This is a genomic window from Xylanibacter brevis ATCC 19188 (genome assembly GCF_000621725.1).
Taxonomy (GTDB): Bacteria; Bacteroidota; Bacteroidia; order Bacteroidales; family Bacteroidaceae; genus Prevotella; species Prevotella brevis.
Genome location: NZ_JHXM01000010.1, coordinates 64,681 through 90,141 on the forward strand (window position 1 = coordinate 64,681; position 25,461 = coordinate 90,141).

The following is a 25,461-nucleotide window of genomic DNA, read 5'->3' on the forward strand; positions in this document are numbered from 1 at the left end:
AATTGAAGATTTGAAATATGGCTTTCAAGAAAGATTCAAAGACAAAGAATAACTTCACCAAGATTACCATCGGATTGGCCTCTCCTGAGGAGATTCTCGAGAGTTCTTTCGGTGAGGTTACCAAGCCTGAGACCATCAACTATCGTACCTATAAGCCCGAGCGCGACGGTCTGTTCTGTGAGCGTATCTTCGGTCCTACCAAGGACTATGAGTGCGCCTGCGGTAAGTACAAGCGTATCCGCTATAAGGGTATCGTCTGCGACCGATGCGGTGTTGAGGTTACCGAGAAGAAGGTACGTCGTGAGCGTAGCGGACATATCGAACTGGTAGTGCCCGTAGCTCATATCTGGTATTTCCGCAGCTTGCCTAACAAGATTGGCTATCTGCTGGGACTGCCTACAAAGAAGTTGGATGCTATCATCTACTACGAGCGCTACGTCGTTATCCAGCCTGGTGTGCTGGAGGGTCGTAAGGATGCAGAGGGTAATCCTCTGCTGGGCTCGCAGAAGTTTGACTTGCTCTCTGAAGAGGAGTATAACGATCTGCTCGACAACCAGCTGAGCGAGGAGAACTACTATCTGGACGACAGCGATCCTAACAAGTTCATCGCTAAGATGGGTGCAGAGGCCGTTTATGAACTGCTTCAGGGACTGGACCTCGACTCTCTGTCATATGAGCTGCGCGACCGCGCTAATACCGACTCTTCTCAGCAGCGTAAGAACGAGGCTCTGAAGCGTCTGCAGGTAGTAGAGGCTTTCCGTAACTCTGTAGAGAAGGGCATCAACCGTCCTGAGTGGATGATCATGAAGATTATCCCTGTGACACCTCCTGAGCTTCGTCCTCTGGTGCCCCTGGATGGTGGTCGCTTTGCTACTTCTGACTTGAACGACCTCTATCGTCGTGTCATCATCCGTAACAACCGTCTGAAGCGCCTGATGGAGATTCATGCTCCTGAGGTGATCCTGCGAAACGAGAAGCGTATGCTGCAGGAGGCTGTTGACTCGTTGTTCGACAACAGCCGTAAGTCTTCAGCTGTGAAGAGCGACAGCAACCGTCCTTTGAAGTCACTCTCTGACTCACTGAAGGGTAAGTCTGGACGTTTCCGTCAGAACTTGCTCGGTAAGCGTGTTGACTACTCAGCACGTTCGGTGATCGTCGTTGGTCCTGAGCTGAAGATGGGTGAGTGCGGTCTGCCTAAGTTGATGGCTGCCGAGCTCTATAAGCCATTCATCATCCGTAAGCTCATCGAGCGCGGTATCGTGAAGACGGTGAAGAGCGCTAAGAAGATCGTAGATCGTCGTGAGCCTGTGATCTGGGATATCCTGGAGAACGTGATGAAGGGTCACCCCGTACTGCTGAACCGTGCACCAACACTGCACCGTCTGGGTATCCAGGCATTCCAGCCTAAGCTGATTGAGGGTAAGGCTATCCAGCTGCACCCACTGGCATGTACGGCGTTCAACGCTGACTTCGATGGTGACCAGATGGCTGTTCACCTCCCCTTGTCAAACGAGGCTATCCTCGAGGCTCAGCTGCTGATGCTGCAGAGCCATAACATCCTGAACCCTGCCAATGGTGCTCCTATCACCGTGCCTTCACAGGATATGGTGCTTGGTCTGTACTATATCACCAAGATTCGTCCAGGTGCTAAGGGTGAGGGCCTCTCATTCTATGGTGCTGAGGAGGCTATCATTGCTCACAATGAAGGAAAGTGTGACCTCCACGCTCAGGTGAAGGTAATCGTTGACGATGTGGTTGACGGCATCAAGGTGCGTCACCAGGTAGAGACCTCTGTAGGTCGTGTGATCGTGAACGGTATCATCCCCGACGAGGTAGGTTTCGTTAATAAGGTTATCTCTAAGAAGTCTCTGCGCGACATCATTGCTGATGTTATCAAAAACGTAGGTTTCGCCGAGGCTTGTGAGTTCCTTGATGGTATTAAGAACCTGGGTTATCGTATGGCATACCTGGCTGGTCTGTCGTTCAACCTTGATGATATTATCATTCCTAAGGAGAAGGCTGACCTGATTGCTAAGGGTAATGAAGAGGTACAGCAGATTACCGACAACTATAACATGGGCTTCATCACTGATAACGAGCGTTATAATCAGGTTATTGATACCTGGACACACGTTAATAATGATATCGGTAACATCCTGATGAAGGAGATGACCGAGGCTGACCAGGGCTTCAATGCCGTATTCATGATGCTTGACTCTGGTGCCCGTGGTAGTAAGGATCAGATCAAACAGCTCTCTGGTATCCGTGGTCTGATGGCTAAGCCTCAGAAGGCAGGTGCCGAGGGACACCAGATTATTGAGAACCCAATTCTGTCTAACTTTAAGGAGGGTATGTCTGTGCTGGAGTACTTCATCTCTACGCACGGTGCTCGTAAGGGTCTGGCTGATACGGCCATGAAGACGGCCGACGCCGGTTACCTGACACGTCGTCTGGTTGACGTTTCACATGACGTGATCATCAACGAGGAAGACTGTGGTACACTCCGTGGACTGGTTTGCACAGCGCTGAAGAGCGGTGACGAGGTGATTTCTTCTCTCTCTGAGCGTATCCTGGGTCGTGTATCTGTTCATGACGTGATCAATCCTAAGACCGGTGAGGTGATTGTTCCTGCTGGTGAGGAAATCACCGAGGCTATCGCTGACGAGATTGAGAAGTCTGAGATTGAGAGCGTTGAGATCCGTTCGGTTCTGACTTGTGAGTCGAAGAAGGGTGTCTGCATGAAGTGTTACGGACGTAACCTCGCAACCCGTCGTATGGTTCAGAAGGGTGAGGCTGTCGGTGTTATCGCTGCACAGGCTATCGGTGAGCCAGGTACACAGCTGACTCTGCGTACGTTCCACGCCGGTGGTGTGGCTGCCAACGCAGCTGCCAACGCCAGCATCGTATCTAAGTACGAGAGCGCACGCATCGAAATGGAAGAGGTTCGTACCGTACCATTCGATGAGGACGGACGTGAGTGCGAGATGGTAGTGAGCCGTCTGGGTGAACTGCGTTTCGTAGATCCAAATACAAAGATTGTTCTCTCTACCGTGAACGTTCCTTACGGTTCTTCACTGTACTTCAAAAATGGCGACGTGGTTGCCAAGGGCGACAAGATCGCTCAGTGGGACCCATTCAACGCCGTTATCGTAACTGAGTACACTGGTACACTGAGATTCAATGATGTCATCGAGGGTGTTACTTTCCGTGCCGAGACCGACGAAACAACCGGTTTGACCGAGAAGATCGTGACCGAGTCTAAGGATAAGACGAAGGTACCTACCTGTGATGTTCTGGATGCTAATGGCGAGAAGATAGGTACATATAACTTCCCTGTGGGTGGCCACGTGGTTGTTGAGGATGGTCAGACCGTGAAGACTGGTGAGACCCTCGTGAAGATTCCTCGTGCTGCTGCTAAGGGTGGTGATATTACCGCCGGTCTGCCTCGTGTTACTGAGCTCTTCGAGGCTCGTAACCCATCTAACCCTGCTGTCGTATCAGAAATCGATGGTGAGGTCACCATGGGTAAGGTAAAGCGTGGTAACCGTGAGATCATCGTTACTTCTAAGTCTGGCGACCAGCGCAAGTACTTGGTATCTCTGTCTAAGCAGATCCTGGTACAGGAGCACGATGCCGTTCGTGCTGGTACTCCTCTCTCTGACGGTGCTATCACTCCTAGCGATATCCTCGCTATTAAGGGTCCCACCGCTGTACAGGAGTATATCGTTAACGAGGTACAGGACGTTTACCGTCTGCAGGGTATCAAGATCAACGATAAGCACTTCGAGATCATCGTTCGTCAGATGATGCGTAAGGTACAGATCAACGATCCCGGTGATACTTCATTCCTCGAGTCTGATATCATCGATAAGCTCGACTTCGCTGAGGAGAACGATCGTATCTGGGGTAAGAAGGTTGTCGTTGACGCCGGTGACTCAGAGAACCTGCAGAAGGGACAGATCGTAACGGCTCGTCGCCTGCGTGATGAGAACACATCACTGAAGCGCCGTGACCTGCGTACCGTTCAGGTGCGTGACGCTGTGCCCGCTACTTCTACTCAGATCCTGCAGGGTATCACACGTGCAGCCCTCCAGACCAAGTCGTTCATGTCGGCTGCATCGTTCCAGGAAACCACGAAGGTTCTGAATGAGGCTGCTATCCGCGGTAAGCAGGACTTCCTCGAGGGTATGAAGGAGAACGTAATTTGCGGTCACCTGATTCCTGCCGGTACTGGTCTGCGCGAGTTCGAGAAGATCATCGTTGGCTCTAAGGAAGACTATGAGCGCATGCAGGCTAACCGCAAGAATGTGCTTGACTTCGTTGAAGAGGCAGTACTTGACGAGAAGTAATTTGTATTAAACGAATATACTAATAGATTAAAAGCCGAAAGTTTTTGTACTTTCGGCTTTTTTGTTTATATTTGCAGGCAATTAATCATTTAATACCAATAAATATGAACGAAAACGATCAGAAGCAACCTGGACTTCAAGTAGAACTGTTGCCAGAAAAGGCACAAGGAGAATATGCAAACTTTGCCATTATAACTCATTCTTCTTCAGAATTTGTCGTTGACTTTGCACGTATGCTGCCAGGATTAACCAAGGCACAGGTGCGTAGCCGTGTGATCTTAGCACCAGAACATGCAAAACGTCTGCTGGGTGCACTGCAGGAGAATATCATGCGCTATGAAAAGACCTTCGGCCCCATCAAGATGCCTGAGCAATCTGGACCACGCACCATTGCACCATTCAATGCCGGTAAGGGCGAGGCTTAACCTGTTCTTATATTAATTTCTTAAGCAGTTTATATCCCAAAATGAAGTTCGTTTTGGGATATAAATTGTTAAAAACCTTATTTTTTGTTAAACTTACTCTTTTTAGAGGATATTCCTTTCTTATAAATTAGGTGGATTGGGGAAAATGTCGTACCTTTGCACCCCGAAATGTCCCTGCGATTAACGAGGGGATATTGTGGCGTATAGAATATATACAATATAAATATATAAATAAAAACAAAAAATTAAAGTAATTATGCCTACAATTTCACAATTGGTTCGCAAAGGCAGAAAGGAAATCGTTGACAAGTCAAAGTCACCTGCTCTGGACAACTGTCCTCAGCGTCGTGGTGTCTGCGTACGTGTCTACACGACCACTCCTAAGAAGCCTAATTCGGCTATGCGTAAGGTAGCCCGTGTTCGTTTGACTAACCAGAAGGAAGTCAACAGTTACATTCCCGGAGAAGGACACAACCTGCAGGAGCACTCTATCGTGCTGGTGCGTGGTGGTCGTGTAAAGGACCTTCCTGGTGTACGTTATCACATCGTTCGTGGTACTCTGGATACCGCCGGTGTAGCAAACCGCACGCAGCGTCGTTCTAAGTACGGTGCTAAGCGTCCTAAGGCCAAGAAGTAATAGCTAACCGGTGAAGGTTAGAAGGCCAAACAACAAAAAGAAACAAACCCGTTTTGCTGGAGAATTGTTAATAGACAGGTTGAGTAAATGCCCGAGAGCGTGGCGTTGAAGAACAGACAAAGAACAGCCCCAAGCAGACAAAAAGAACAAAACAACAAAATGAGAAAAGCAAAACCAAAGAAGCGCGTGATCCTTCCCGATCCCGTGTTCAACGACCAGAAGGTCTCAAAGTTTGTGAATCATCTGATGTTCGACGGTAAGAAGTCGAAGTCTTATGAGATTTTCTACAACTCTCTGGAGATTGTAAAGGACAAGATGAAGGATGCAGAGAAGGCTCCCCTGGAAATCTGGAAGCAGGCTCTGGACAACATCACTCCTCAAGTAGAGGTTAAGAGCCGCCGTATCGGTGGTGCTACTTTCCAGGTTCCTACCGAGATTCGTCCCGACCGTAAGGAGAGCATCTCAATGAAGAATATGATCCAGTTCGCTCGCAAGCGTAGCGGTAAGTCTATGTCTGACAAGCTCGCTGCTGAGATTATGGACGCATTCAACAACCAGGGTGGTGCCTTCAAGCGTAAGGAAGATATGCACCGCATGGCAGAGGCTAACCGTGCATTCGCACACTTCCGCTTCTAATAAAGTATCAAGGTATAATAGTAAAAAGGTAAAGAGACAATGGCAAAACAAGATTTGCATTTGACCCGCAACATCGGTATCATGGCTCACATCGATGCCGGTAAGACTACCACTTCTGAGCGTATCCTGTTCTACACAGGTAAGACCCACAAGATTGGTGAGGTGCACGATGGTGCAGCTACTATGGACTGGATGGCGCAGGAGCAGGAGCGCGGTATTACCATTACCTCTGCAGCTACAACCTGCAATTGGAAGTGGAATAACAACAACTATAAGATCAACTTGATCGATACTCCGGGACACGTGGACTTCACCGCTGAGGTTGAGCGTTCACTGCGTGTGCTCGATGGTGCAGTTGCTACATACTCTGCTGCCGACGGTGTTCAGCCTCAGTCTGAGACCGTATGGCGTCAGGCTGATAAGTACAACGTACCTCGTGTAGGTTATGTAAACAAGATGGACCGTTCTGGAGCTGACTTCTTCGAGACTGTACAGCAGATGAAGGACATCCTGGGTGCTAACCCCGTTGTTATCCAGGTGCCCATCGGTGCTGAGGAGAACTTCAAGGGGCTTGTTGACCTGATCAAGATGAAGGCTATCCTGTGGCACGATGAGACCATGGGTGCTGAGTACGATGTTGAGGAGATTCCTGCTGACCTCGCTGACGAGTGCGAGGAGTGGCGTATGAAACTTCTTGAGTCTGCAGCTGAGTTCGACGAGGCTCTGATGGAGAAGTTCTTCGACGATCCTAACTCTATCACTGAGGAGGAGATCATCGCTGCTATCCGCAAGGGTACCATCGCAATGGAATGCACACCTATGCTCTGCGGTTCTTCTTATAAGAACAAGGGCGTACAGCCTCTGCTCGACTATATCTGCGCATTCTTGCCATCACCTCTGGATACTGAGGCCGTTATCGGTACCAATCCTGAGACTGACGAGGAGGAAGCTCGTAAGCCAAGCGAAGATGAGGCTACTTCTGCTCTCGCATTTAAGATCGCAACCGATCCATACATGGGTCGTCTGGTATTCTTCCGCGTTTACTCTGGTAGCGTGAAGGCTGGTTCATACGTTTACAATCCCCGTTCAGGTAAGAAGGAGCGTATCAGCCGTCTGTTCCAGATGAACTCTAACAAGGAAATTCCTATGGAGTCTATCGACGCTGGTGATATCGGCGCAGGTGTAGGTTTCAAGGATATCCGCACTGGTGATACCCTCTGTGATGAGGAGAAGCCCATCGTGCTGGAGTCAATGACCTTCCCTGATACTGTGATTTCTATTGCCGTTGAACCTAAGTCTCAGGCTGACATCGCTAAGATGGATAATGGTCTTGCTAAGTTGGCTGAGGAAGACCCCACATTCACTGTACGTACCGACGAGCAGAGTGGTCAGACCATCATCTCTGGTATGGGTGAGCTTCACCTCGATATTATTATCGATCGTCTGAAGCGTGAGTTCAAGGTTGAGTGTAACCAGGGTAAGCCCCAGGTTAACTACAAAGAGGCTATCATGAAGGAAGTAGAAATCGAGGAGACCTACAAGAAGCAGTCTGGTGGTCGCGGTAAGTACGCTAAGATGCTTGTTAAGGTAGGTCCTGTTGATGAGGACTACGATCTGAAGAATAACCCCGGCTTGCAGTTCGTAAACGAGGTTAAGGGTGGTAACATTCCTAAGGAGTTCATCCCCTCAATTCAGAAGGGCTTCGAGACTGCTATGAAGAATGGTATCCTCGGTGGTTATCCTGTAGACTCTCTAAAGGTTGTTGTTGTTGATGGTGGTTTCCACCCCGTTGACTCTGACCAGCTTTCATTCGAGATCGCAGCTCAGATGGCTTATAAGGAGGCTTGTGCTAAGGCTAAGCCCGTACTGATGGAGCCTATCATGAAGCTCGAGGTTGTTACTCCTGAGGAGAACATGGGTGACGTTATCGGTGACCTCAACAAGCGTCGTGGTCAGGTAGAAGGTATGGAAGAGGCTCGTTCAGGTGCCCGTGTCGTTAAGGCAATGGTTCCCCTGTCAGAGATGTTCGGTTATGTAACCGCTCTGCGTACCATCACCTCTGGTCGTGCTACCAGCTCAATGGAGTATGATCACCACGCTCCTCTGTCAAGCGCTATCGCTAAGGCTGTGCTCGAGGAGGTTAAGGGTCGTGCTGACCTCGTGTAATAGATAAATGAATTGTGAAGAGCGTAGCATTTGCTTCTGCTCTTCACTTTCTAATCTTCGCTTCGCTGAGCAAATGACTCTTTAGCGGGGCCATATATTAACAATTAAACAAACAAAAGACAATGAGTCAGAAAATTCGTATCAAGCTGAAGAGCTACGACCACAAACTCGTAGACAAGTCAGCAGAGAAGATTGTGAAGGCTGTTAAGGCAACTGGTGCTATCATCAGCGGTCCAATTCCCCTTCCCACACACAAGCGTATCTTCACCGTTAACCGCTCTACCTTCGTAAACAAGAAGTCTCGTGAGCAGTTCCAGCTGTCAGACTACAAGCGTCTGATCGACATCTACAGCTCTACAGCTAAGACTGTTGATGCTCTGATGAAGCTCGAACTCCCCAGCGGTGTTGAGGTTGAGATCAAGGTGTAGTACTCCTTATATGATACTAAAGTGCGGTGTTTCAGAAATGAGGCACCGCTTTTTTTGTTTATTTAATGATACGATTGCTTTCATTTTGACTCTTTTTTCGTACCTTTGCAACCAATTTGAAACTATTATTAGATTATTCTACTTTAGGAAATGAAAAGATTCGCTCTTATTAGCTTGTTGGCTACGATCGTTGTCACCAGTATCTGGGGACAGATGATGGATCCTGTCCATTTCAGTTCTCAGCTTAATATGTTGGAAAACGACGAGGCCGAGATTGTATTCACGGCAACTGTCGATGATGGATGGCACGTTTATTCTACTGATTTGGGAAATGATGGTCCTGTTTCTGCTTCGTTCAATGCCGTTAAAATGGATGGTGTTGAAACTGTTGGTAAATTGAAACCTCGTGGTCATGTGATCAAACAGTATGATAAGATGTTTGATATGGAGTTGCGCTTTTTTGAGAAAAAAGCCACTTTTGTACAGAAGGTTCGTTTCACAAAACCACAATATACGATCGATTGCTATCTGGAGTATGGCTCATGCAACGATGAGATGTGTATGCCTCCTTCTCAGGCTGAATTTAAGAAGAGTGGTCGCGTGACTCTCTCTGCTCAGCCTGTAGATCAAGCTCAGCAGGGTGAGGCAGTGGATTCTATACCTGAAGTCGTAGAGCTACAGGCTGACTCTGTTGCCGCAGCGCCTGTCGATTCTGCTTTCTCGGCTCTTTGGGAACCCGCTTCTCTGCAGAATGATGGTGCTAACGAGACTCCGTCTTCTTTGTTCTATATCCTGTTGATGGGCTTTGTTGGCGGTCTGCTGGCGGTCTTGATGCCCTGCATTTGGCCTATTATCCCTATGACCGTATCTTTCTTCTTGAAGCGTGCTAAGACTGATAAGAAGAAAGGTATCCGTGATGCGATTACATATGGTTTAAGTATCATCGTGATTTATTTGGGTATGGGACTCCTTGTGACGGCTTTCTTCGGAAGTGATACACTTAATGCGATGTCAACCAATGCCGTCTTCAACGTGTTCCTGTTCCTGTTGTTGGTGATATTCGCTCTGTCGTTCTTTGGATGGTTTGAAATCAAGTTGCCTGGTTCATGGGCTGATAAGGTTGACTCGAAGGCTTCCGAGACCAGTGGTTTGCTGTCTATCTTCCTGATGGCTTTCACCTTGGTATTGGTGTCTTTCTCTTGTACGGCTCCTATTATTGGATTGCTCCTCGTAGAGACTACCACCAGTGGCAACTGGCTGGCACCTGCTCTTGGCATGTTTGGTTTCGCCTTTGCCTTGGCCTTGCCCTTCACCCTGTTCGCACTGTTCCCCACATGGTTGAAGCAGGCTCCCCGCTCTGGCTCATGGATGACCACGCTGAAGGTGGTACTCGGCTTCGTTGAGTTGGCCTTCGCTTTGAAGTTCTTGTCAGTGGCTGACCTGGCTTATGGATGGCACATCCTCGATCGTGAGGTCTTCCTCTCGCTCTGGATTGTGATCTTCTCTTTGCTCGGTGCTTACCTCTGTGGCTGGCTCAAGTTTCAGGAAGACGAGGTTGGTGGCGATTTGAATAAGCCCATGCCCGTGATCTGCATCGTGGGTGGACTTGTATCGTTTGCATTCGCCGTTTATATGATTCCCGGTCTCTGGGGTGCTCCCTGTAAGGCCGTCAGTGCCTTCGCTCCTCCTATTAATACACAGGACTTCAATCTTAATAATAAGGTGGTAGAGGCTAAATACACCGATTATGAGGCCGGTATGGCTGCTGCTCGCCAGCAAGGTAAGCCCGTGTTCCTCGATTTTACTGGGTTTGGTTGTGTGAATTGTCGTAAGATGGAGGCTGCCGTATGGACAGATCCTCGTGTAGCCGACAAGTTGACCAACGACTATATTCTCATTTCTCTCTTCGTGGACGACAAGACTCCGCTGGCTGAGCCTATGGAGGTTACCGACGATCAAGGAAACACTAAGACTCTCCGCACCGTTGGCGCCAAGTGGAGCTATCTGCAGAGTCATAAGTTCGGTGCCAATGCGCAGCCTTACTATGTCATCCTCGACCCCGTTACGGCTCAGCCCCTCAGTGGCAGTCGTGCCTATGACGAGGATGTTGCCGCCTACCTCCAGTTCCTGGATGGTGGACTGGATCGATACCGACAGGGGCAATAATAACTTTAGTTTTTAGTGAAAATACAAGGGCAAGGGATTTTTCCTTGCCTTTTTTCATTCTTTTAGATGATTCCAAAATGATGAAATATACCTTTTTGGTATTGTTGAATAGTTAAACTTTCATAAAAGTTGGCATTTTGGAGGTACGTGGTCTTTGAGATTCCATATAATATTTGTACCTTTGCACCCGCAAAAAGTGGTCGTTGCGCTGGCTATAAGCTATCAATACACTGAAAAAGAGCAGTTTAACCTTATCCAAAGTATGGTGGTGGGCTGTGTCTCTTTTTGTGCGTATATAAAATAGTAGTCGCAAAACGATGCTTTGAAAAGATAGTAACAAAACTTATTTATAACTCATTTATTTAAATTATTAAAACTGAAATGCCAGGATTATTAGGAAGAAAAATCGGAATGACATCCGTTTTCAGTGCCGACGGTAAGAATGTACCGTGCACTGTTATCGAAGCTGGTCCTTGCGTTGTGACACAGGTTAAGACCGTAGAGAAGGATGGTTACAAGGCCGTTCAGCTCGCATTCGGTGAGAAGAAAGAGAAGAATACCACCAAAGCGATGATGGGTGTCTTCAAGAAAGCCGGCACAACACCAAAGGCCCACTTGGCCGAGTTCAAGTTTGATGAGGACTACAACTTAGGTGATACTCTCACCGTAGAGCTTTTCGCTGATGCAGAGTTCGTAGACGTTGTAGGTACATCAAAAGGTAAGGGATTCCAGGGCGTTGTTAAACGTCACGGTTTCGGTGGTGTAGGTCAGAGCACTCACGGTCAGGACGACCGTCTGCGTAAGCCAGGTTCTATCGGTGCTTGTTCTTACCCCGCAAAGGTATTCAAGGGTATGCGCATGGGTGGCCACATGGGATGTGATCGTGTGACAACTCAGAACTTGAAAGTGTTAAAGGTGATTCCGGAGCACAACCTCCTCCTCGTGAAGGGTAGCTGCGCTGGTTGCAATGGTTCAACTGTATTAATTGAGAAGTAAAGATGGAAGTTAGTGTATTGAATATCAACGGTCAGGAGACCGGAAGAAAGGTGGTTCTGAATGACGCCATCTTCGCAGTTGAGCCTAACGATCACGTCATCTATCTGGACGTAAAGCAGTACATGGCCAACCAGCGCCAGGGTAACGCTAAGTCAAAGGAACGTAGCGAGATTAGCGGTTCTACACGCAAGCTCGGTCGTCAGAAAGGCGGCGGCGGTGCTCGTCATGGTGATATCAACTCACCTCTGCTGCGTGGTGGTGGTCGCGTGTTCGGTCCTACACCTCGTGACTATGGATTCAAGCTGAATAAGAAGGTGAAGGCTCTTGCTCGTAAGTCTGCTCTGACTTACAAGGCTCAGGAGAATGCAATTGTTGTACTTGAGGACTTCGATTTCGAGGCACCCAAGACCAAGGAAATGGCTAACATTGCAAAGAACCTGAAGGTAGACGGCAAGAAGTTGCTCTTCGTTTTGCCCGAGGCTAGCAAAAATGTATATCTGTCTGCTCGCAACCTGCAGAAGACCGAGGTTCTCGAGGCTTCTAAGGTTAACACCTATAAGGTGCTGAACGCAGATGTACTGGTGATTACTGAAAAATCACTCGAGACAATCGACGGAATCTTAAACAAGTAAAAAGGATACAACAGATATGGCATTTATCGTAAAACCACTGGTCACTGAGAAGATGACCAAGATCACGGAGAAGCAGCCTAACCGCTATGGTTTCGTTGTACGTCCTGAGGCTAACAAGCTTGAGATTAAGAAGGAAGTCGAGGCAATGTACAACGTAACGGTTGAGGATGTAAACACAATCCGTTATGCAGGTAAGCGCAGTCAGCGCTACACGAAGGCAGGTCTCGTGAAGGGACAGAAGAATGCCTTCAAGAAGGCTATTGTCACTCTGAAAGAGGGTGAGGAAATTGATTTTTACAGCAATATTGATTAATAGAAATGGCAGTACGTAAATTAAAGCCCGTAACTCCGGGTCAAAGACACAAAATTATTGGCACGTTCGAGGATATTACTGCATCCGTGCCAGAGAAGTCTCTCGTTTACGGTAAGCGTTCAACCGGTGGTCGAAACAACACCGGTAAGATGACCGTTCGCTACATGGGTGGCGGCCACAAGAAGAAGTATCGTCTGATCGACTTCAAGCGAGAGAAAGATGGTGTTCCTGCTGTAGTAAAGACAATCGAGTACGATCCTAACCGTTCAGCTCGCATTGCTCTGCTCTACTATGCAGATGGTGAAAAACGTTACATTATTGCTCCTAATGGACTGCAGGTTGGTACGACTCTGATGTCTGGAGCTGAGGCAGCACCTGAGATTGGTAACGCCCTTCCGCTCGCCAACATCCCCGTAGGTACGGTAGTTCACAACATTGAGCTCCGTCCTGGACAGGGTGCTCTGCTCGTTCGTTCGGCAGGTAATTTTGCTCAGTTGACTTCTCGCGAAGGAAGCTACTGCGTGATTAAGCTCCCCTCAGGAGAGACACGTAAGGTGCTTTCTGCTTGTAAGGCTACCGTAGGTGCTGTGGGTAACTCTGACCACGCGCTGGAGGCATCAGGTAAGGCTGGTCGCTCTCGCTGGTTGGGACGTCGTCCTCACAACCGTGGTGTTGTTATGAACCCCCACGATCACCCAATGGGTGGTGGTGAAGGCCGTCAGTCTGGTGGACACCCACGTTCACGTAAGGGTCTGTACGCTAAGGGTCTGAAGACACGTGCACCTAAGAAGCTTTCAAACAAGTACATCATTGAAAGAGCTAACAAGAAGTAAACAAGAAATCAAGAGTTAAATTATGAGTCGTTCATTAAAGAAAGGTCCTTATATCAACGTTGCTCTCGAGAAGAAAGTTCTCGCTATGAATGAGAGCGGCAAGAAGAACGTCGTAAAGACTTGGGCCAGAGCATCAATGATTTCCCCCGATTTCGTGGGACACACTGTTGCAGTTCATAACGGTAACAAATTTATCCCTGTTTACATTACTGAGAACATGGTAGGTCACAAGCTCGGTGAGTTCGCACCCACACGTCGCTTCGGTGGTCACGCCGGTAATAAGAAGTAATGCCCCAGGGTGAATTAAGAATTAAAAATTAGAATTAAGAATTACAATGGGAGCAAGAAAACATATTAAGGCTGAAGAAAGAAAAGCAGCTCTTAAGACACAGTATTTTGCAAAGCTGAAAGGCTGTCCTTCTTCTCCACGCAAGATGCGTTATGTCGTTGATATGATTCGCGGCATGGAGGTGAACCGCGCACTTGGTGTGCTGCGCTTCTCAAAGAAGGCTGCTGCAGCTGATGTGGAGAAGCTTCTCCGCTCAGCTATTAATAACTGGGAGCAGAAGAACGATCGCAAGGCTGAAGCTGGCGAACTGTTCATCACTCGCGCCTTCGTTGACGAGGGTGTTACACTGAAGCGCATGCGTCCCGCACCTCAGGGTCGTGGCTATCGCATCCGCAAGCGCAGTAACCACGTCACTCTGTTTGTTGACGCTAAAACTAACGACGTAAAAGAATAATAGAATGGGACAGAAAGTAAATCCAATTAGCAACCGTCTGGGTATCGTTAGAGGTTGGGAGTCAAACTGGTTCGGTGGTAAGGACTTCGGAGACAACCTGGTTGAAGACCAGAAGATCCGTAAGTATCTCAACGAGCGTTTGGCTAAGGCTAGCGTTTCGAAGATCTTCATCGAGCGCACACTGAAGCTGATTACCATTACTATTTGCACGGCTCGTCCGGGTATCGTCATTGGTAAAGGTGGACAGGACGTCGATAACTTGAAGGACGAGCTGAAGAAGCTCTTCGACAAGGACGTTCAGATCAATATTTTCGAAGTTAAGCGTCCAGAGCTGGATGCCACAATCGTTGCCACAAACATCGCTCGCCAGATCGAGGGCAAGATTGCTTATCGTCGTGCTATCAAGCAGGCTATTGCTAACACAATGCGCGCTGGTGCCGAGGGTATCAAGGTTCAGATCTCAGGACGTCTGAATGGTGCAGAAATCGCACGTAGCGAGATGCTGAAAGAGGGTCGTACTCCTCTGCACACTTTCCGTGCTGACATCGATTTCTGCCAGGCAGAAGCTCTTACCAAGGTAGGACTGCTGGGTATCAAGGTTTGGATTTGCCGTGGCGAAATCTACGGTAAGGTAGACCTCACTCCTAACTTCTCTCAGGAGAAGCAGCAAGGTGGCCGTAACAACGGCGGTAACAATGGTGGCCGTAAGTTCCGTGGTGGTAAGAAGAATAATAACCGTTAAAAGAAAGAGAAGCTATCATGTTACAGCCAAAGAGAGTAAGATATAGAAGACCTCAAGACGGACGTGGCAATAAAGGCAACGCCCACAGAGGTACGACATTGGCTTTCGGTTCTTTCGGCATTAAGACTCTTGATGCTAAATGGATTGACAGCCGTCAGATTGAGGCAGCTCGTGTTGCCATCAACCGTTACATGAACCGTGAAGGTCAGGTATGGATCCGCATCTTCCCCGACAAACCCATCACTCGCAAACCTGCTGACGTCCGAATGGGTAAAGGTAAGGGTGATCCCGCAGGATGGGTTGCACCTGTGACTCCAGGCCGTATCCTCTTCGAGGTAGAGGGCGTTCCCTTCGATGTGGCTAAAGAGGCTCTGCGTCTCGGTGCCCAGAAGCTGCCCGTAAAGACCAAGTTTGTTGTAAGACGTGACTACGATAAAAACGCTTAATTAGTATGAAGACGAAGGAAATTAAGGAACTCGAGACCAAGGAATTGGCCGAGCGCATTGAGACTGAGGTTGCCAAGTTCAACCAGATGAAGTTCAATCACAACGTCACTCCGCTGGAGAACCCCTCACTGATTAAGGCTGCACGTCGTGACATTGCACGCATGAAGACGGAGCTCCGTCAGAGAGAACTTAACAAATAACAATGGTCCAGATGGAAACAAGAAATTTAAGAAAGACAAGACAGGGTGTCGTTATCAGCAACAAAATGGATAAAACCATTGTTATCGCTGCTAAGTTCAAGGAGAAGCACCCTATTTATGGTAAGTTCGTCCAGAAGACGAAGAAGTACCATGCACATGATGAGAAGAATGAGTGCCAGGTAGGTGATACCGTACTCATTATGGAAACCCGCCCTCTGTCAAAGACAAAGCGCTGGAGATTAGTACAAATCGTTGAAAAAGCTAAGTAAATATGATACAGACAGAATCAAGACTTACAGTAGCTGATAACAGCGGCGCACGCGAGGCTCTCTGCATCCGCGTGTTGGGTGGTACCCGCCGCCGCTATGCCAGCGTAGGTGATGTGATCGTTGTTGCTATCAAGAACGCTATCCCTACGAGTGACGTGAAAAAGGGTGCAGTATCAAAGGCTCTGATTGTTCGCACAAAGAAGGAAATTCGTCGCCCCGATGGTTCTTATATCCGTTTCGACGACAATGCCTGTGTTCTGCTGAACAATGCTGGTGAGCTTCGCGGTAGCCGTATCTTCGGCCCTGTAGCCCGTGAGCTTCGTGCAGTTAACATGAAGGTTGTATCTTTGGCACCTGAGGTTCTTTAACATTAAAAGATTTAAAAGTAATGAGCAAGTTACATATCAAGAAAAACGATACCGTCATGGTTCTGGCCGGTGAGGACAAGGGCAAGACTGGTAAGGTGCTGAAGGTCTTGGTAGAAAAGCAGCGTGCTATTGTTGAGGGTATCAACTACGTCAACAAGAGCACAAAGCCCAGCGCCAAGAATCCTCAGGGTGGCTTCGAGAAGGTTGAGGCTCCCATCCATATTTCTAATTTAAGTCTGATCGACCCGAAGAGCGGTAAGGCTACTCGCGTTGCTATCAAGCACGAGGGTAAGAACGTAATTCGTGTTGCCAAAAAGTCAGGAGAGGAGATTAAGTAATGAATACAGCACAACTTAAGAAGACCTATGCTGAGCAGATTGCTCCAGCATTGATGAAGCAGTTCAACTATAGTTCTGCTATGCAGATTCCTGTCCTGAAGAAGATCGTCATCAACCAGGGTCTGGGTGATGCTACTCAGGATAAGAAGATTATTGAGGTGGCTATCAACGAGATTTCTACCATCACTGGTCAGAAAGCTGTGGCTACCTACTCTAAGAAGGATATCGCTAACTTCAAGCTTCGTAAGAAGATGCCTATCGGCGTAATGGTTACACTGCGTCGTGAGCGCATGTACGAGTTCTTGGAGCGTCTGGTTCGCATCGCTCTGCCTCGTATTCGTGACTTCAAGGGTATCGAGAGTAAGTTCGATGGTCGTGGTAACTACACACTGGGTATCCAGGAGCAGATTATCTTCCCCGAGATCAATATCGATTCAGTAGATCGCATCCAGGGTATGAACATCACCTTCGTTACAACGGCTAAGACCGACGAGGAAGGTTATGCTCTGCTGAAGGCTTTCGGTCTCCCATTCAAGAACGCTAAAAACGATTAAGAGATATGGCAAAAGAATCAATGAAAGCTCGCGAAGTGAAGCGTGCTAAGCTCGTTGCCCGTTATGCTGAGAAGCGTGCTTCTCTGAAGAAGATCATCGCCACCAGCGAAGACGCTGCAGAGGCTTACGAGGCTGCTCGCAAGCTGCAGGCTATCCCCAAGAACGCTAACCCCATCCGTCTGCACAACCGCTGCAAGATTACGGGCCGTCCCAAAGGATACATGCGCCAGTTCGGTCTCTCTCGTATTCAGTTCCGTGAGATGGCATCAAGCGGTCTGATTCCTGGAGTGAAGAAGGCAAGCTGGTAATAGGCTAAGGAAATAAACTGTTGGCATTGGTTGTTTTAATAACAGCCAATGGCCAATAGTTAAAGGCCTTCATGCAAACGAAGAGATTTTTTATTTAATATTGTCGGGGGAGTCCCGATTAATTAAACAATTTTATTTTATGACAGATCCAATAGCAGATTTTCTGACGAGGTTGAGAAACGCAATCATGGCTCATCACCGTGTTGTTGAAGTACCAGCTTCAAACTTGAAGAAGGAGATTACTAAGATCCTCTTCGAGAAAGGCTACATTCTGAACTACAAGTTCATCGAGGATGGCCCTCAGGGTACTATCAAGGTTGCTTTGAAGTACGACCCTGTAACAAAAGAGAACGCCATCAAGTTCTTGAAACGTGTGTCAACACCAGGTCTTCGTAAGTACACTGGTTACAAAGACATGCCGAGAGTAATTAACGGACTGGGTATCGCAATCTTATCCACGTCTAAAGGTGTAATGACAGACAAAGAGGCCGCACAGCAGAAGATTGGCGGTGAGGTTCTTTGCTACGTTTATTAATTGGAGGATAGCATATGTCAAGAATAGGAAAATTGCCAATTAGTATTCCCGCTGGCGTTACTGTAGCACAGGATAAGGACGGCGTAGTAACCGTTAAGGGTCCCAAGGGCGAGCTTTCACAGAAAGTCGACAAGTCGATTCTCGTAAAGATTGAAGATGGTCACGTTACCTTCGAAATCGATGAGAAAAGTCCCGTGAATATCAAACAGAAGCAGGCTTTCCACGGCCTCTATCGTGCACTCGTCAACAATATGGTTGTTGGTGTAAGCGAGGGCTACAAGAAGGAGATGGAGCTTGTTGGTGTTGGTTACCGTGTTTCTAACCAGGGTAACGTTATTGAGTTTGCGCTGGGCTATACACACCCCATTTTCATTCAGCTTCCTAAGGAAGTTAAGGTTGAGACCAAGTCAGAGCGTAACCAAAACCCTCAGATCGTTCTTGAGAGTGCCGACAAGCAGCTGCTCGGTCTTATCTGCGCAAAGATTCGTTCGTTCCGCAAGCCTGAGCCTTACAAAGGAAAGGGTATTTTGTTCAAGGGTGAAGTTATCCGTCGTAAGTCGGGTAAGTCAGCTTCAGCTAAGTAATCTTATTAATTAATGCTTAACATTTAAAAGATTATGACAACAAAGAAAGTAGAAAGACGAATCAAAATTAAATATAGAATTCGTAAGAACGTTCTCGGTACTGCCGAGCGTCCCCGTATGAGCGTTTTCCGCAGCAACAAGCAGATCTACGTTCAGGTGATTAATGATTTGGAAGGTAAAACTCTTGCTTCTGCTTCTTCACTCGGTCTTGAGGCTATGCCTAAGATTGAGCAGGCTGAGAAGGTTGGTGAGATGATTGCAGCTAAGGCACAGGAAGCTGGCGTGAAGGCAGTAGTCTTCGACCGTAACGGTTATCTGTATCATGGTCGCGTAAAGTCTCTCGCTGATGGAGCACGTAAAGGTGGACTTAATTTCTAAACGATTATGGCAATGAACAAAGTTAAAGTAAATAGTGACGTTGAACTGAAAGACAGACTGGTTGCCATCAACCGTGTTACTAAGGTAACAAAGGGCGGTCGCACCTTTACATTCGCAGCTATTGTTGTTGTCGGCGACGGCAACGGTATCATTGGCTGGGGCCTCGGTAAGGCAGGTGAGGTAACTGCTGCCATTGCCAAGGGCGTTGAGTCTGCTAAGAAAAACCTTGTGAAGGTACCTGTTCTTAAAGGTACTATTCCCCACGAGATGGAAGCTCGCTTCGGTGGTGCTCAGGTATTCCTGAAGCCCGCTGCTGCCGGTACCGGTCTTGTTGCCGGTGGTGCTATGCGTGCTGTGCTCGAGAGCGTTGGTGTTAAGGACGTGCTCGCTAAGTCAAAGGGTTCTTCTAACCCCCACAACCTGGTGAAGGCTACAATCTTGGCACTGAGCCAGATGCGCGACGCTTACACTGTAGCAGGTACTCGTGGTATCAGTATGGAAAAAGTATTTAGAGGATAAAAGGAGAATAGACTATGGCAACAATTAAGATTAAGCAGATTAAGAGTAAGATCGGTTATCCCGTTGACCAGAAGCGTACCCTCGAGGCCCTTGGACTTCGCAAGATCTCTCAGGTGGTTGAGAAGGAAGATACTCCCGCTGTCCGCGGTATGATTCGCAAGGTTCATCATCTGGTGGCCGTTATTGACTAAACAGTAATAACAATTTAAACAGAATTCTATCATGAAACTGAATACATTGAAACCTGCAGAGGGCTCTACACATTCACGTCGTAGAATCGGTCGCGGTCCAGGCTCTGGTCTGGGTGGTACCTCTACCCGTGGTCACAAGGGTGCCAAGGCTCGTTCAGGTTATAAGAGAAAGATTGGTTTTGAAGGTGGTCAGATGCCTCTGCAGCGTCGTGTTCCTAAGGCTGGTTTCAAGAATATCAACCACAAGGAGTACTTTGCTGTCAACCTCTCTACTCTGCAGAAGCTTGCAGAGGAGAAGAATCTCACCAAGATTGGTGTTGACGAGCTGGTAGCAGCTGGTCTTACCAATGGCAAGGAGCTTGTAAAGGTTCTTGGCAACGGTGAGCTGAAGGCTAAGCTCGAAGTAGTAGCTAACGCTTTCTCTAAGACCGCAGAAGAGGCTATCAAAGCAGTAGGTGGAACCGCAACAATAATCTAAACTAAACATGAAGAAGTTTATAGATACCCTTAAGAACATTTGGAAGATTGAGGATCTCCGTCAGCGTCTCCTCATCACCGTCCTTTTCGTAGCGATTTATCGCTTTGGTTCAAAAATCGTGCTCCCTGGTATTAACTATGGTATCTTAAAGAGCATGAACGAGGCCGGTGGCGGTCTTGGTGGACAGACCAAGGAAGGTCTGATGTCTCTCCTCGACATGTTCTCGGGTGGTGCATTCTCTCAGGCATCTATCTTTGCCTTGGGAATCATGCCCTACATCTCTGCTTCTATCGTAATGCAGCTTCTCGCTGTGGCTGTACCTTATTTCCAGAAGATGCAGCGCGAAGGCGAGAGTGGCCGCAAAAAGATTAGTATGTACACTCGGTACCTGACAGTAGCAATCCTGCTGTTTCAGGCACCGAGCTACCTCATTAATCTGAGAATGCAGGTTGGTCCTGCTCTTACCGACGGTATCAGTTGGATGGCATTCATGATTCCTGCAACCATCATCTTGGCTGCTGGTAGTATGTTTATCCTCTGGCTTGGTGAGCGCATCACCGACAAGGGTATTGGTAATGGTGTCTCGATGATCATTATGATCGGTATTATCGCTCGTCTCCCAGGAGCTTTTGCTCAGGAAGTAGGTTCACGCTTCGCTTCTGTAACTGGTGGCGGTCTGGTGATGTTCCTTATCGAGATGCTTATTCTTCTCGCTGTAGTTTGCGCTTCTATCCTGTTGGTACAGGGTGTTCGCAAAGTTCCCGTACAGTATGCTAAGCGTGTGGTTGGCAACAAGCAGTATGGTGGTGCACGTCAGTACATCCCTCTGAAGTTGTTCGCAGCTAATGTGATGCCTATCATCTTTGCTCAGGCTTTGATGTTCATCCCCTTGGCAGTGGTTCAGTATTCGAATCCTGACAATGCAAGCTGGTTCATGCGTAATATGCTTGATCACCACAGCTGGCTGTATAATACTGTCTTTGCTGTTCTCATCATCGCATTCACGTATTTCTACACTGCAATCACCTTGAATCCTACGCAGATGGCTGAGGATATGAAGCGTAACAATGGCTTCATTCCTGGTGTTAAGCCTGGTAAAGATACTGCTGAATTCATCGATACAGTTATGTCGCGCATTACTCTGCCTGGCTCTCTGTTTATCGCTTTCATCGCTATCATGCCTGCATTCGCAAGCTTGCTCGATGTAAAGGACGAGTTCTCACAGTTCTTCGGTGGTACATCTTTGCTTATCCTCGTTGGTGTGGTGTTGGATACGCTGCAGCAGATTGAAAGTCATTTGCTCATGCGCCACTATGATGGCCTGCTGAACTCAGGTCGTATTCATGGTCGCGGTGGTGTAGCAGCCTACTAAGCTGATGAAGATATTTCTGAAGACAGAAGAAGAGATAGAGTTGATGCGTCAGGCTAACCAACTCGTTGGTAAGACGCTTGGCGAATTGGCTCAACATATAAAACCTGGTGTAACGACCCTCCAGTTGGATAAAGTGGCCGACGAATTTATTCGCGACCATGGGGCCATACCTACCTTTAAGGGTTTCCCTAATCCCTATGGAGGGCCGTTTCCTGCCAGCATCTGCACCTCGGTCAATGACGTTGTCGTTCACGGGGTTCCCGATGCGGAGACTGTTCTTAAAGATGGTGATATTATCTCGGTCGATTGTGGAACACTTCTCAATGGTTTCAACGGTGACTCTTGTTACACTTTCTGTGTAGGCGAGGTCAGTGATGAGATTAAGAAGTTACTTCGTATCACTAAGGAGTCCTTATATAAAGGTATAGAGAACGCAGTTGCAGGCAGACATCTCGGTGACATCAGTAGCGCAGTGCAAGACCACTGTGAAGCTGAAGGTTACGGAGTTGTTCGTGAACTGACAGGACATGGCATCGGACGCGAGATGCATGAAGATCCACAGGTTCCTAACTATGGTCGCCGTGGTAATGGTGTAATGTTGAAAGCTGGTATGTGTATCGCTATCGAACCTATGATTACAATGGGAAGTCGCGAAATCTACCTAAAACCCGATCGTTGGAGTGTTTGCACACGCGACGGAAAACCAGCCGCACATTTCGAACATACTATTGCAATCAGACGAGGACAAGCTGAGATCCTTTCTTCTTTCGAAGAAGTTGAAACATTTGAAGGTAAACTTTACTAAAAGCAAAGCATGGCAAAGCAATCCGCAATAGAGCAAGACGGAACAATCGTCGAGAGCCTCTCGAACGCAATGTTCCGCGTAGAACTTGAGAACGGTGTACAGATCATCGCTCACATTTCTGGTAAGATGCGTATGCACTACATTCGTATTCTTCCTGGCGACAAAGTGAAAGTTGAAATGAGTCCATATGATCTGACTAAGGGACGAATTGTGTTTCGATACAAATAATAAAATCATTACTCAAAGATATGAAGACAAGAGCATCGTTGAAGAAGCGTACCCCAGACTGTAAGATTGTACGTCGCAAGGGTCGTCTGTTCGTTATCAACAAGAAAAACCCTAAGTATAAGATGCGTCAGGGCTAAAAAAAGTTAAAGAAGCAGCAAAAAGTAAGGAGATATCAATTTATTTCCTTACCTTTGCATGCTTTTTAGCAAATTTCGAAATTTAAACATTATTTTTTTATTCATTTATTTAACAAATGGCAATAAGAATTGTTGGAGTAGATTTGCCCCAGAATAAGCGTGGCGAAATCGCATTGACCTACATCTATGGTATAGGTCGAAGTAGTTCAGCAAAGATATTGGATAAGGCAGGCGTTAGCCGCGACCTGAAGGTCAGCGAGTGGAATGACGACCAGGCAGCCAAAATCCGTGAAATCATCGGCGCTGAATTCAAAGTTGAAGGTGATCTCCGTTCAGAGATCCAGTTGAACATCAAGCGACTGATGGATATTGGTTGCTATCGTGGAGTCCGCCATCGTAATGGTCTTCCTGTACGCGGTCAGAGCACTAAGAACAATGCTCGTACTCGTAAGGGTAAGAAGAAGACTGTTGCTAATAAGAAGAAGGCCACGAAGTAAAGTTTAAAGTTTAACGAGTTTAAAGTTTAAAAGAATTATGGCAAAGAAAACAGTCACTTCAAAGAAAAGAAATGTGAAGGTTACCGCAGTAGGTCAGCTTCATGTTCACAGTTCTTTCAATAATATTATTGTATCTTTGGCAAATGACGAGGGTCAGATCATCTCTTGGTCATCTGCAGGTAAGATGGGTTTCCGCGGTTCTAAGAAGAACACTCCTTATGCTGCTCAGATGGCAGCTGAGGACTGTGCTAAGGTTGCATTCGACCTGGGTCTGCGTAAGGTTAAGGCTTACGTAAAGGGTCCCGGTAACGGTCGTGAGTCAGCTATCCGTGCTATCCATGGCGCTGGTATTGAGGTTATGGAGATCGTTGACGTTACTCCATTGCCACACAATGGCTGCCGTCCTCCAAAGCGTCGTCGCGTATAATTATTTGGTTTCGACTTTCACCGCTTAAAGGACAGAGTTAAACCTATCATTTTATTATTTAAAGAAAATTATCTAAGATATTATGGCAAAGTATATTGGACCGAAATCTAAAATTGCCCGCCGTTTTGGCGAAGCCATCTACGGACCGGACAAAGTTTTGTCTAGGAGAAACTTCCCTCCTGGACAGCATGGCAATAACCGCCGCCGCAAGCAGTCGGAGTATGCAGTCATGCTGGCAGAGAAGCAAAAGGCTAAGTACACTTATGGTGTGCTCGAGCGCCAGTTCCGCATCATGTTTGAGAAGGCCGCTAAGGCTGAGGGTATCACCGGTGAGGTGCTGCTTCAGAACTTGGAGAGCCGTCTTGACAATGTGGTATTCCGTATGGGACTCGCTCCTACACGTGCAGCCGCTCGTCAGTTGGTAGGCCATCGTCATATTGTTGTTGACGGAAAGGTAGTTAATATTCCTTCATTTGCTGTAAAGCCTGGTATGGTAGTTGGTGTTCGTGAGAAGGCTAAGTCTCTCGAGGTTATCGCTGACGCATTGGCTGGCTTCAACCACAGCAAGTACCCCTGGATCGAGTGGGACGAGCAGCAGAAGGCAGGTAAGTTCCTTCACAAGCCTGAGCGTGCTGACATCCCCGAGAATATTAAGGAGCAGTTAATCGTTGAGTTGTACTCTAAGAACTAATAAAAATCATTAAGTTAATGGCGATATTAGCATTTCAAAAACCCGATAAAGTGGTAATGTTGGAAGCCAACGACCGATTCGGCAAGTTCGAATTCCGTCCGTTGGAGCCTGGCTTTGGTGTAACCATCGGTAACGCCTTGCGCCGCATACTCCTTTCATCGCTCGAGGGTTATGCTATCAACACCATTCGTATCACGGGTGTTGAGCATGAGTTCTCGTCAGTTCCTGGTGTTAAGGAAGATGTAACCAATATTATCCTGAACCTGAAGCAAGTAAGGTTCCGTCAAGTAGTAGAAGAATTCGAGAACGAAAAAGTCAGCATCACCGTTGAGAATTCTACTGAATTTAAGGCTGGTGATATAGGCAAGTATCTGACTGGATTTGAAGTGTTAAATCCCGATTTGGTGATTTGTCATCTCGACGCTAAAGCTTCAATGCAGATAGATCTGACCATTAATAAAGGTCGTGGCTATGTTCCTTCTGAGGAGAACCGTGAGTTCTGCACAGATGTCAATGTAATTCCCATTGATTCTATCTACACCCCAATCCGTAACGTTAAGTTCGCAGTTGAGCCCTATCGTGTTGAGCAGAAGACCGACTACGATAAGCTCGTACTCGAAGTAACAACGGACGGTTCCATTCACCCAAAGGAGGCTCTGAAAGAGGCTGCTAAGATCCTTATCTATCACTTCATGCTGTTCTCTGACGAGAAGATCACACTTGAGAATAACGAGAGTGAGGTTAATCAGGAGTTTGATGAGGAAGTACTGCACATGCGTCAGTTGCTGAAGACTAAGCTTGTTGATATGAACCTCAGCGTTCGTGCTCTCAACTGCTTGAAGGCTGCTGATGTTGAGACACTCGGTGATCTCGTACAGTACAACAAGACAGATCTCTTGAAGTTCCGTAACTTTGGTAAGAAATCGCTCACTGAGCTTGATGATTTGCTAGAGAGTCTGAATCTGTCGTTTGGAACCGACATTACCAAGTATAAACTGGACAAGGAATAATTTTGATTGACAATTCATTATTGACAATTGAGAATTGGAATTGCCCAATAAAAAGTAAAA

Annotated in this window: 35 protein-coding genes; all 35 read left to right on the plus strand. The window is 47.4% G+C overall.

Translation table 11 applies throughout. The features are described from left to right. Positions 1 to 17: 17 nt before the first annotated feature. The 35 genes from rpoC to T433_RS0106850 all read left to right on the plus strand — a co-directional run bounded on the left by rpoC (position 18) and on the right by T433_RS0106850 (position 25,401). A complete protein-coding gene (gene rpoC, locus T433_RS0106680; RefSeq protein ID WP_027455304.1) occupies positions 18 to 4,349 on the plus strand; it encodes a DNA-directed RNA polymerase subunit beta' in 4,332 nt (1,443 codons plus the stop codon). Between the two features lie 104 nt (positions 4,350 to 4,453). Beyond that, entirely contained in the window at positions 4,454 to 4,774 is a 321-nt protein-coding gene (locus tag T433_RS0106685; protein WP_027448965.1) for a DUF3467 domain-containing protein, read from the plus strand. A gap of 256 nt (positions 4,775 to 5,030) precedes the next feature. Continuing rightward, entirely contained in the window at positions 5,031 to 5,411 is a 381-nt protein-coding gene (gene rpsL / locus T433_RS0106690) for a 30S ribosomal protein S12 (protein ID WP_027448966.1), read from the plus strand. A 159-nt stretch (positions 5,412 to 5,570) separates the two neighbouring features. Further along, positions 5,571 to 6,047: a 30S ribosomal protein S7 gene (gene rpsG, locus T433_RS0106695; protein WP_027448967.1), complete on the plus strand. Its 477-nt coding sequence runs from the start codon at positions 5,571 to 5,573 to the stop codon at positions 6,045 to 6,047. Between the two features lie 39 nt (positions 6,048 to 6,086). Then, on the plus strand, positions 6,087 to 8,213 hold the full coding sequence (gene fusA, locus T433_RS0106700; RefSeq protein ID WP_027455305.1) for an elongation factor G: 2,127 nt from the start codon (positions 6,087 to 6,089) through the stop codon (positions 8,211 to 8,213). Positions 8,214 to 8,335: 122 nt separating this feature from the next. Next, on the plus strand, positions 8,336 to 8,641 hold the full coding sequence (rpsJ, locus tag T433_RS0106705; RefSeq protein ID WP_027448969.1) for a 30S ribosomal protein S10: 306 nt from the start codon (positions 8,336 to 8,338) through the stop codon (positions 8,639 to 8,641). 150 nt (positions 8,642 to 8,791) lie between these two features. Next, complete coding sequence (locus T433_RS0106710; protein WP_027455306.1) at positions 8,792 to 10,807, plus strand: protein-disulfide reductase DsbD family protein; 2,016 nt, start codon at positions 8,792 to 8,794, stop codon at positions 10,805 to 10,807. A 381-nt stretch (positions 10,808 to 11,188) separates the two neighbouring features. After that, the gene (gene rplC / locus T433_RS0106715; RefSeq protein WP_027448971.1) at positions 11,189 to 11,803 is read left to right on the plus strand and encodes a 50S ribosomal protein L3; all 615 of its coding nucleotides are present in this window, start codon (positions 11,189 to 11,191) and stop codon (positions 11,801 to 11,803) included. Positions 11,804 to 11,805: 2 nt separating this feature from the next. Further along, positions 11,806 to 12,435 carry a 50S ribosomal protein L4 gene (rplD, locus tag T433_RS0106720; RefSeq protein WP_027448972.1) on the plus strand — a complete coding sequence of 210 codons (630 nt, stop codon included), beginning with the start codon at positions 11,806 to 11,808 and terminating at the stop codon, positions 12,433 to 12,435. A 16-nt stretch (positions 12,436 to 12,451) separates the two neighbouring features. Continuing rightward, the gene (gene rplW / locus T433_RS0106725) at positions 12,452 to 12,748 is read left to right on the plus strand and encodes a 50S ribosomal protein L23 (protein ID WP_027448973.1); all 297 of its coding nucleotides are present in this window, start codon (positions 12,452 to 12,454) and stop codon (positions 12,746 to 12,748) included. Between the two features lie 5 nt (positions 12,749 to 12,753). After that, on the plus strand, positions 12,754 to 13,581 hold the full coding sequence (rplB, locus tag T433_RS0106730; protein WP_027448974.1) for a 50S ribosomal protein L2: 828 nt from the start codon (positions 12,754 to 12,756) through the stop codon (positions 13,579 to 13,581). A 22-nt stretch (positions 13,582 to 13,603) separates the two neighbouring features. Continuing rightward, positions 13,604 to 13,870, plus strand: a complete 267-nt coding sequence (rpsS, locus tag T433_RS0106735) for a 30S ribosomal protein S19 (RefSeq protein WP_027448975.1) — start codon at positions 13,604 to 13,606, stop codon at positions 13,868 to 13,870. Between the two features lie 46 nt (positions 13,871 to 13,916). Further along, positions 13,917 to 14,324, plus strand: a complete 408-nt coding sequence (gene rplV, locus T433_RS0106740; RefSeq protein ID WP_027448976.1) for a 50S ribosomal protein L22 — start codon at positions 13,917 to 13,919, stop codon at positions 14,322 to 14,324. Between the two features lie 4 nt (positions 14,325 to 14,328). Continuing rightward, the gene (gene rpsC, locus T433_RS0106745; protein WP_027448977.1) at positions 14,329 to 15,066 is read left to right on the plus strand and encodes a 30S ribosomal protein S3; all 738 of its coding nucleotides are present in this window, start codon (positions 14,329 to 14,331) and stop codon (positions 15,064 to 15,066) included. Between the two features lie 17 nt (positions 15,067 to 15,083). Continuing rightward, positions 15,084 to 15,512 (plus strand): 50S ribosomal protein L16, encoded by a 429-nt coding sequence (gene rplP, locus T433_RS0106750; RefSeq protein ID WP_027448978.1) that lies wholly within the window; start codon positions 15,084 to 15,086, stop codon positions 15,510 to 15,512. A 5-nt stretch (positions 15,513 to 15,517) separates the two neighbouring features. After that, the gene (gene rpmC, locus T433_RS0106755; protein ID WP_027448979.1) at positions 15,518 to 15,712 is read left to right on the plus strand and encodes a 50S ribosomal protein L29; all 195 of its coding nucleotides are present in this window, start codon (positions 15,518 to 15,520) and stop codon (positions 15,710 to 15,712) included. 2 nt (positions 15,713 to 15,714) lie between these two features. Then, positions 15,715 to 15,981: a 30S ribosomal protein S17 gene (rpsQ, locus tag T433_RS0106760; protein WP_044109388.1), complete on the plus strand. Its 267-nt coding sequence runs from the start codon at positions 15,715 to 15,717 to the stop codon at positions 15,979 to 15,981. A gap of 2 nt (positions 15,982 to 15,983) precedes the next feature. Further along, entirely contained in the window at positions 15,984 to 16,349 is a 366-nt protein-coding gene (rplN, locus tag T433_RS0106765) for a 50S ribosomal protein L14 (RefSeq protein ID WP_027448981.1), read from the plus strand. 20 nt (positions 16,350 to 16,369) lie between these two features. Next, positions 16,370 to 16,687, plus strand: coding sequence for a 50S ribosomal protein L24 (rplX, locus tag T433_RS0106770; protein ID WP_027448982.1), 318 nt, complete (start codon positions 16,370 to 16,372; stop codon positions 16,685 to 16,687). Continuing rightward, positions 16,687 to 17,241, plus strand: a complete 555-nt coding sequence (gene rplE, locus T433_RS0106775) for a 50S ribosomal protein L5 (RefSeq protein WP_027448983.1) — start codon at positions 16,687 to 16,689, stop codon at positions 17,239 to 17,241. The genes rplX and rplE overlap by 1 nt, the downstream gene beginning before the upstream one ends. Before the next feature lie 5 nt (positions 17,242 to 17,246). Beyond that, positions 17,247 to 17,549 (plus strand): 30S ribosomal protein S14, encoded by a 303-nt coding sequence (gene rpsN / locus T433_RS0106780; RefSeq protein ID WP_027455307.1) that lies wholly within the window; start codon positions 17,247 to 17,249, stop codon positions 17,547 to 17,549. Positions 17,550 to 17,688: 139 nt separating this feature from the next. Continuing rightward, positions 17,689 to 18,084, plus strand: a complete 396-nt coding sequence (gene rpsH, locus T433_RS0106785; RefSeq protein WP_027448985.1) for a 30S ribosomal protein S8 — start codon at positions 17,689 to 17,691, stop codon at positions 18,082 to 18,084. 14 nt (positions 18,085 to 18,098) lie between these two features. Further along, on the plus strand, positions 18,099 to 18,668 hold the full coding sequence (rplF, locus tag T433_RS0106790) for a 50S ribosomal protein L6 (RefSeq protein ID WP_027448986.1): 570 nt from the start codon (positions 18,099 to 18,101) through the stop codon (positions 18,666 to 18,668). 33 nt (positions 18,669 to 18,701) lie between these two features. Then, the gene (gene rplR, locus T433_RS0106795; RefSeq protein WP_027448987.1) at positions 18,702 to 19,046 is read left to right on the plus strand and encodes a 50S ribosomal protein L18; all 345 of its coding nucleotides are present in this window, start codon (positions 18,702 to 18,704) and stop codon (positions 19,044 to 19,046) included. Between the two features lie 6 nt (positions 19,047 to 19,052). Next, positions 19,053 to 19,565 carry a 30S ribosomal protein S5 gene (rpsE, locus tag T433_RS0106800; RefSeq protein ID WP_027448988.1) on the plus strand — a complete coding sequence of 171 codons (513 nt, stop codon included), beginning with the start codon at positions 19,053 to 19,055 and terminating at the stop codon, positions 19,563 to 19,565. Between the two features lie 14 nt (positions 19,566 to 19,579). Continuing rightward, positions 19,580 to 19,756: a 50S ribosomal protein L30 gene (gene rpmD, locus T433_RS0106805; RefSeq protein WP_027448989.1), complete on the plus strand. Its 177-nt coding sequence runs from the start codon at positions 19,580 to 19,582 to the stop codon at positions 19,754 to 19,756. Between the two features lie 31 nt (positions 19,757 to 19,787). Then, positions 19,788 to 20,234 (plus strand): 50S ribosomal protein L15, encoded by a 447-nt coding sequence (gene rplO / locus T433_RS0106810; protein WP_027448990.1) that lies wholly within the window; start codon positions 19,788 to 19,790, stop codon positions 20,232 to 20,234. A gap of 7 nt (positions 20,235 to 20,241) precedes the next feature. Further along, entirely contained in the window at positions 20,242 to 21,606 is a 1,365-nt protein-coding gene (secY, locus tag T433_RS0106815; RefSeq protein ID WP_027448991.1) for a preprotein translocase subunit SecY, read from the plus strand. A gap of 4 nt (positions 21,607 to 21,610) precedes the next feature. Next, positions 21,611 to 22,411, plus strand: a complete 801-nt coding sequence (gene map, locus T433_RS0106820) for a type I methionyl aminopeptidase (RefSeq protein ID WP_027448992.1) — start codon at positions 21,611 to 21,613, stop codon at positions 22,409 to 22,411. Positions 22,412 to 22,420: 9 nt separating this feature from the next. Beyond that, on the plus strand, positions 22,421 to 22,639 hold the full coding sequence (infA, locus tag T433_RS0106825) for a translation initiation factor IF-1 (RefSeq protein WP_027448993.1): 219 nt from the start codon (positions 22,421 to 22,423) through the stop codon (positions 22,637 to 22,639). A gap of 20 nt (positions 22,640 to 22,659) precedes the next feature. Then, positions 22,660 to 22,776 (plus strand): 50S ribosomal protein L36, encoded by a 117-nt coding sequence (gene rpmJ / locus T433_RS0106830; RefSeq protein ID WP_009160995.1) that lies wholly within the window; start codon positions 22,660 to 22,662, stop codon positions 22,774 to 22,776. A gap of 116 nt (positions 22,777 to 22,892) precedes the next feature. Beyond that, positions 22,893 to 23,273, plus strand: coding sequence for a 30S ribosomal protein S13 (gene rpsM, locus T433_RS0106835; RefSeq protein ID WP_027448994.1), 381 nt, complete (start codon positions 22,893 to 22,895; stop codon positions 23,271 to 23,273). A gap of 37 nt (positions 23,274 to 23,310) precedes the next feature. Continuing rightward, complete coding sequence (rpsK, locus tag T433_RS0106840) at positions 23,311 to 23,700, plus strand: 30S ribosomal protein S11 (RefSeq protein WP_027448995.1); 390 nt, start codon at positions 23,311 to 23,313, stop codon at positions 23,698 to 23,700. 82 nt (positions 23,701 to 23,782) lie between these two features. Continuing rightward, positions 23,783 to 24,391, plus strand: coding sequence for a 30S ribosomal protein S4 (gene rpsD, locus T433_RS0106845; RefSeq protein WP_027448996.1), 609 nt, complete (start codon positions 23,783 to 23,785; stop codon positions 24,389 to 24,391). A gap of 17 nt (positions 24,392 to 24,408) precedes the next feature. Further along, the gene (locus T433_RS0106850) at positions 24,409 to 25,401 is read left to right on the plus strand and encodes a DNA-directed RNA polymerase subunit alpha (RefSeq protein ID WP_027448997.1); all 993 of its coding nucleotides are present in this window, start codon (positions 24,409 to 24,411) and stop codon (positions 25,399 to 25,401) included. Positions 25,402 to 25,461 lie beyond the last annotated feature (60 nt).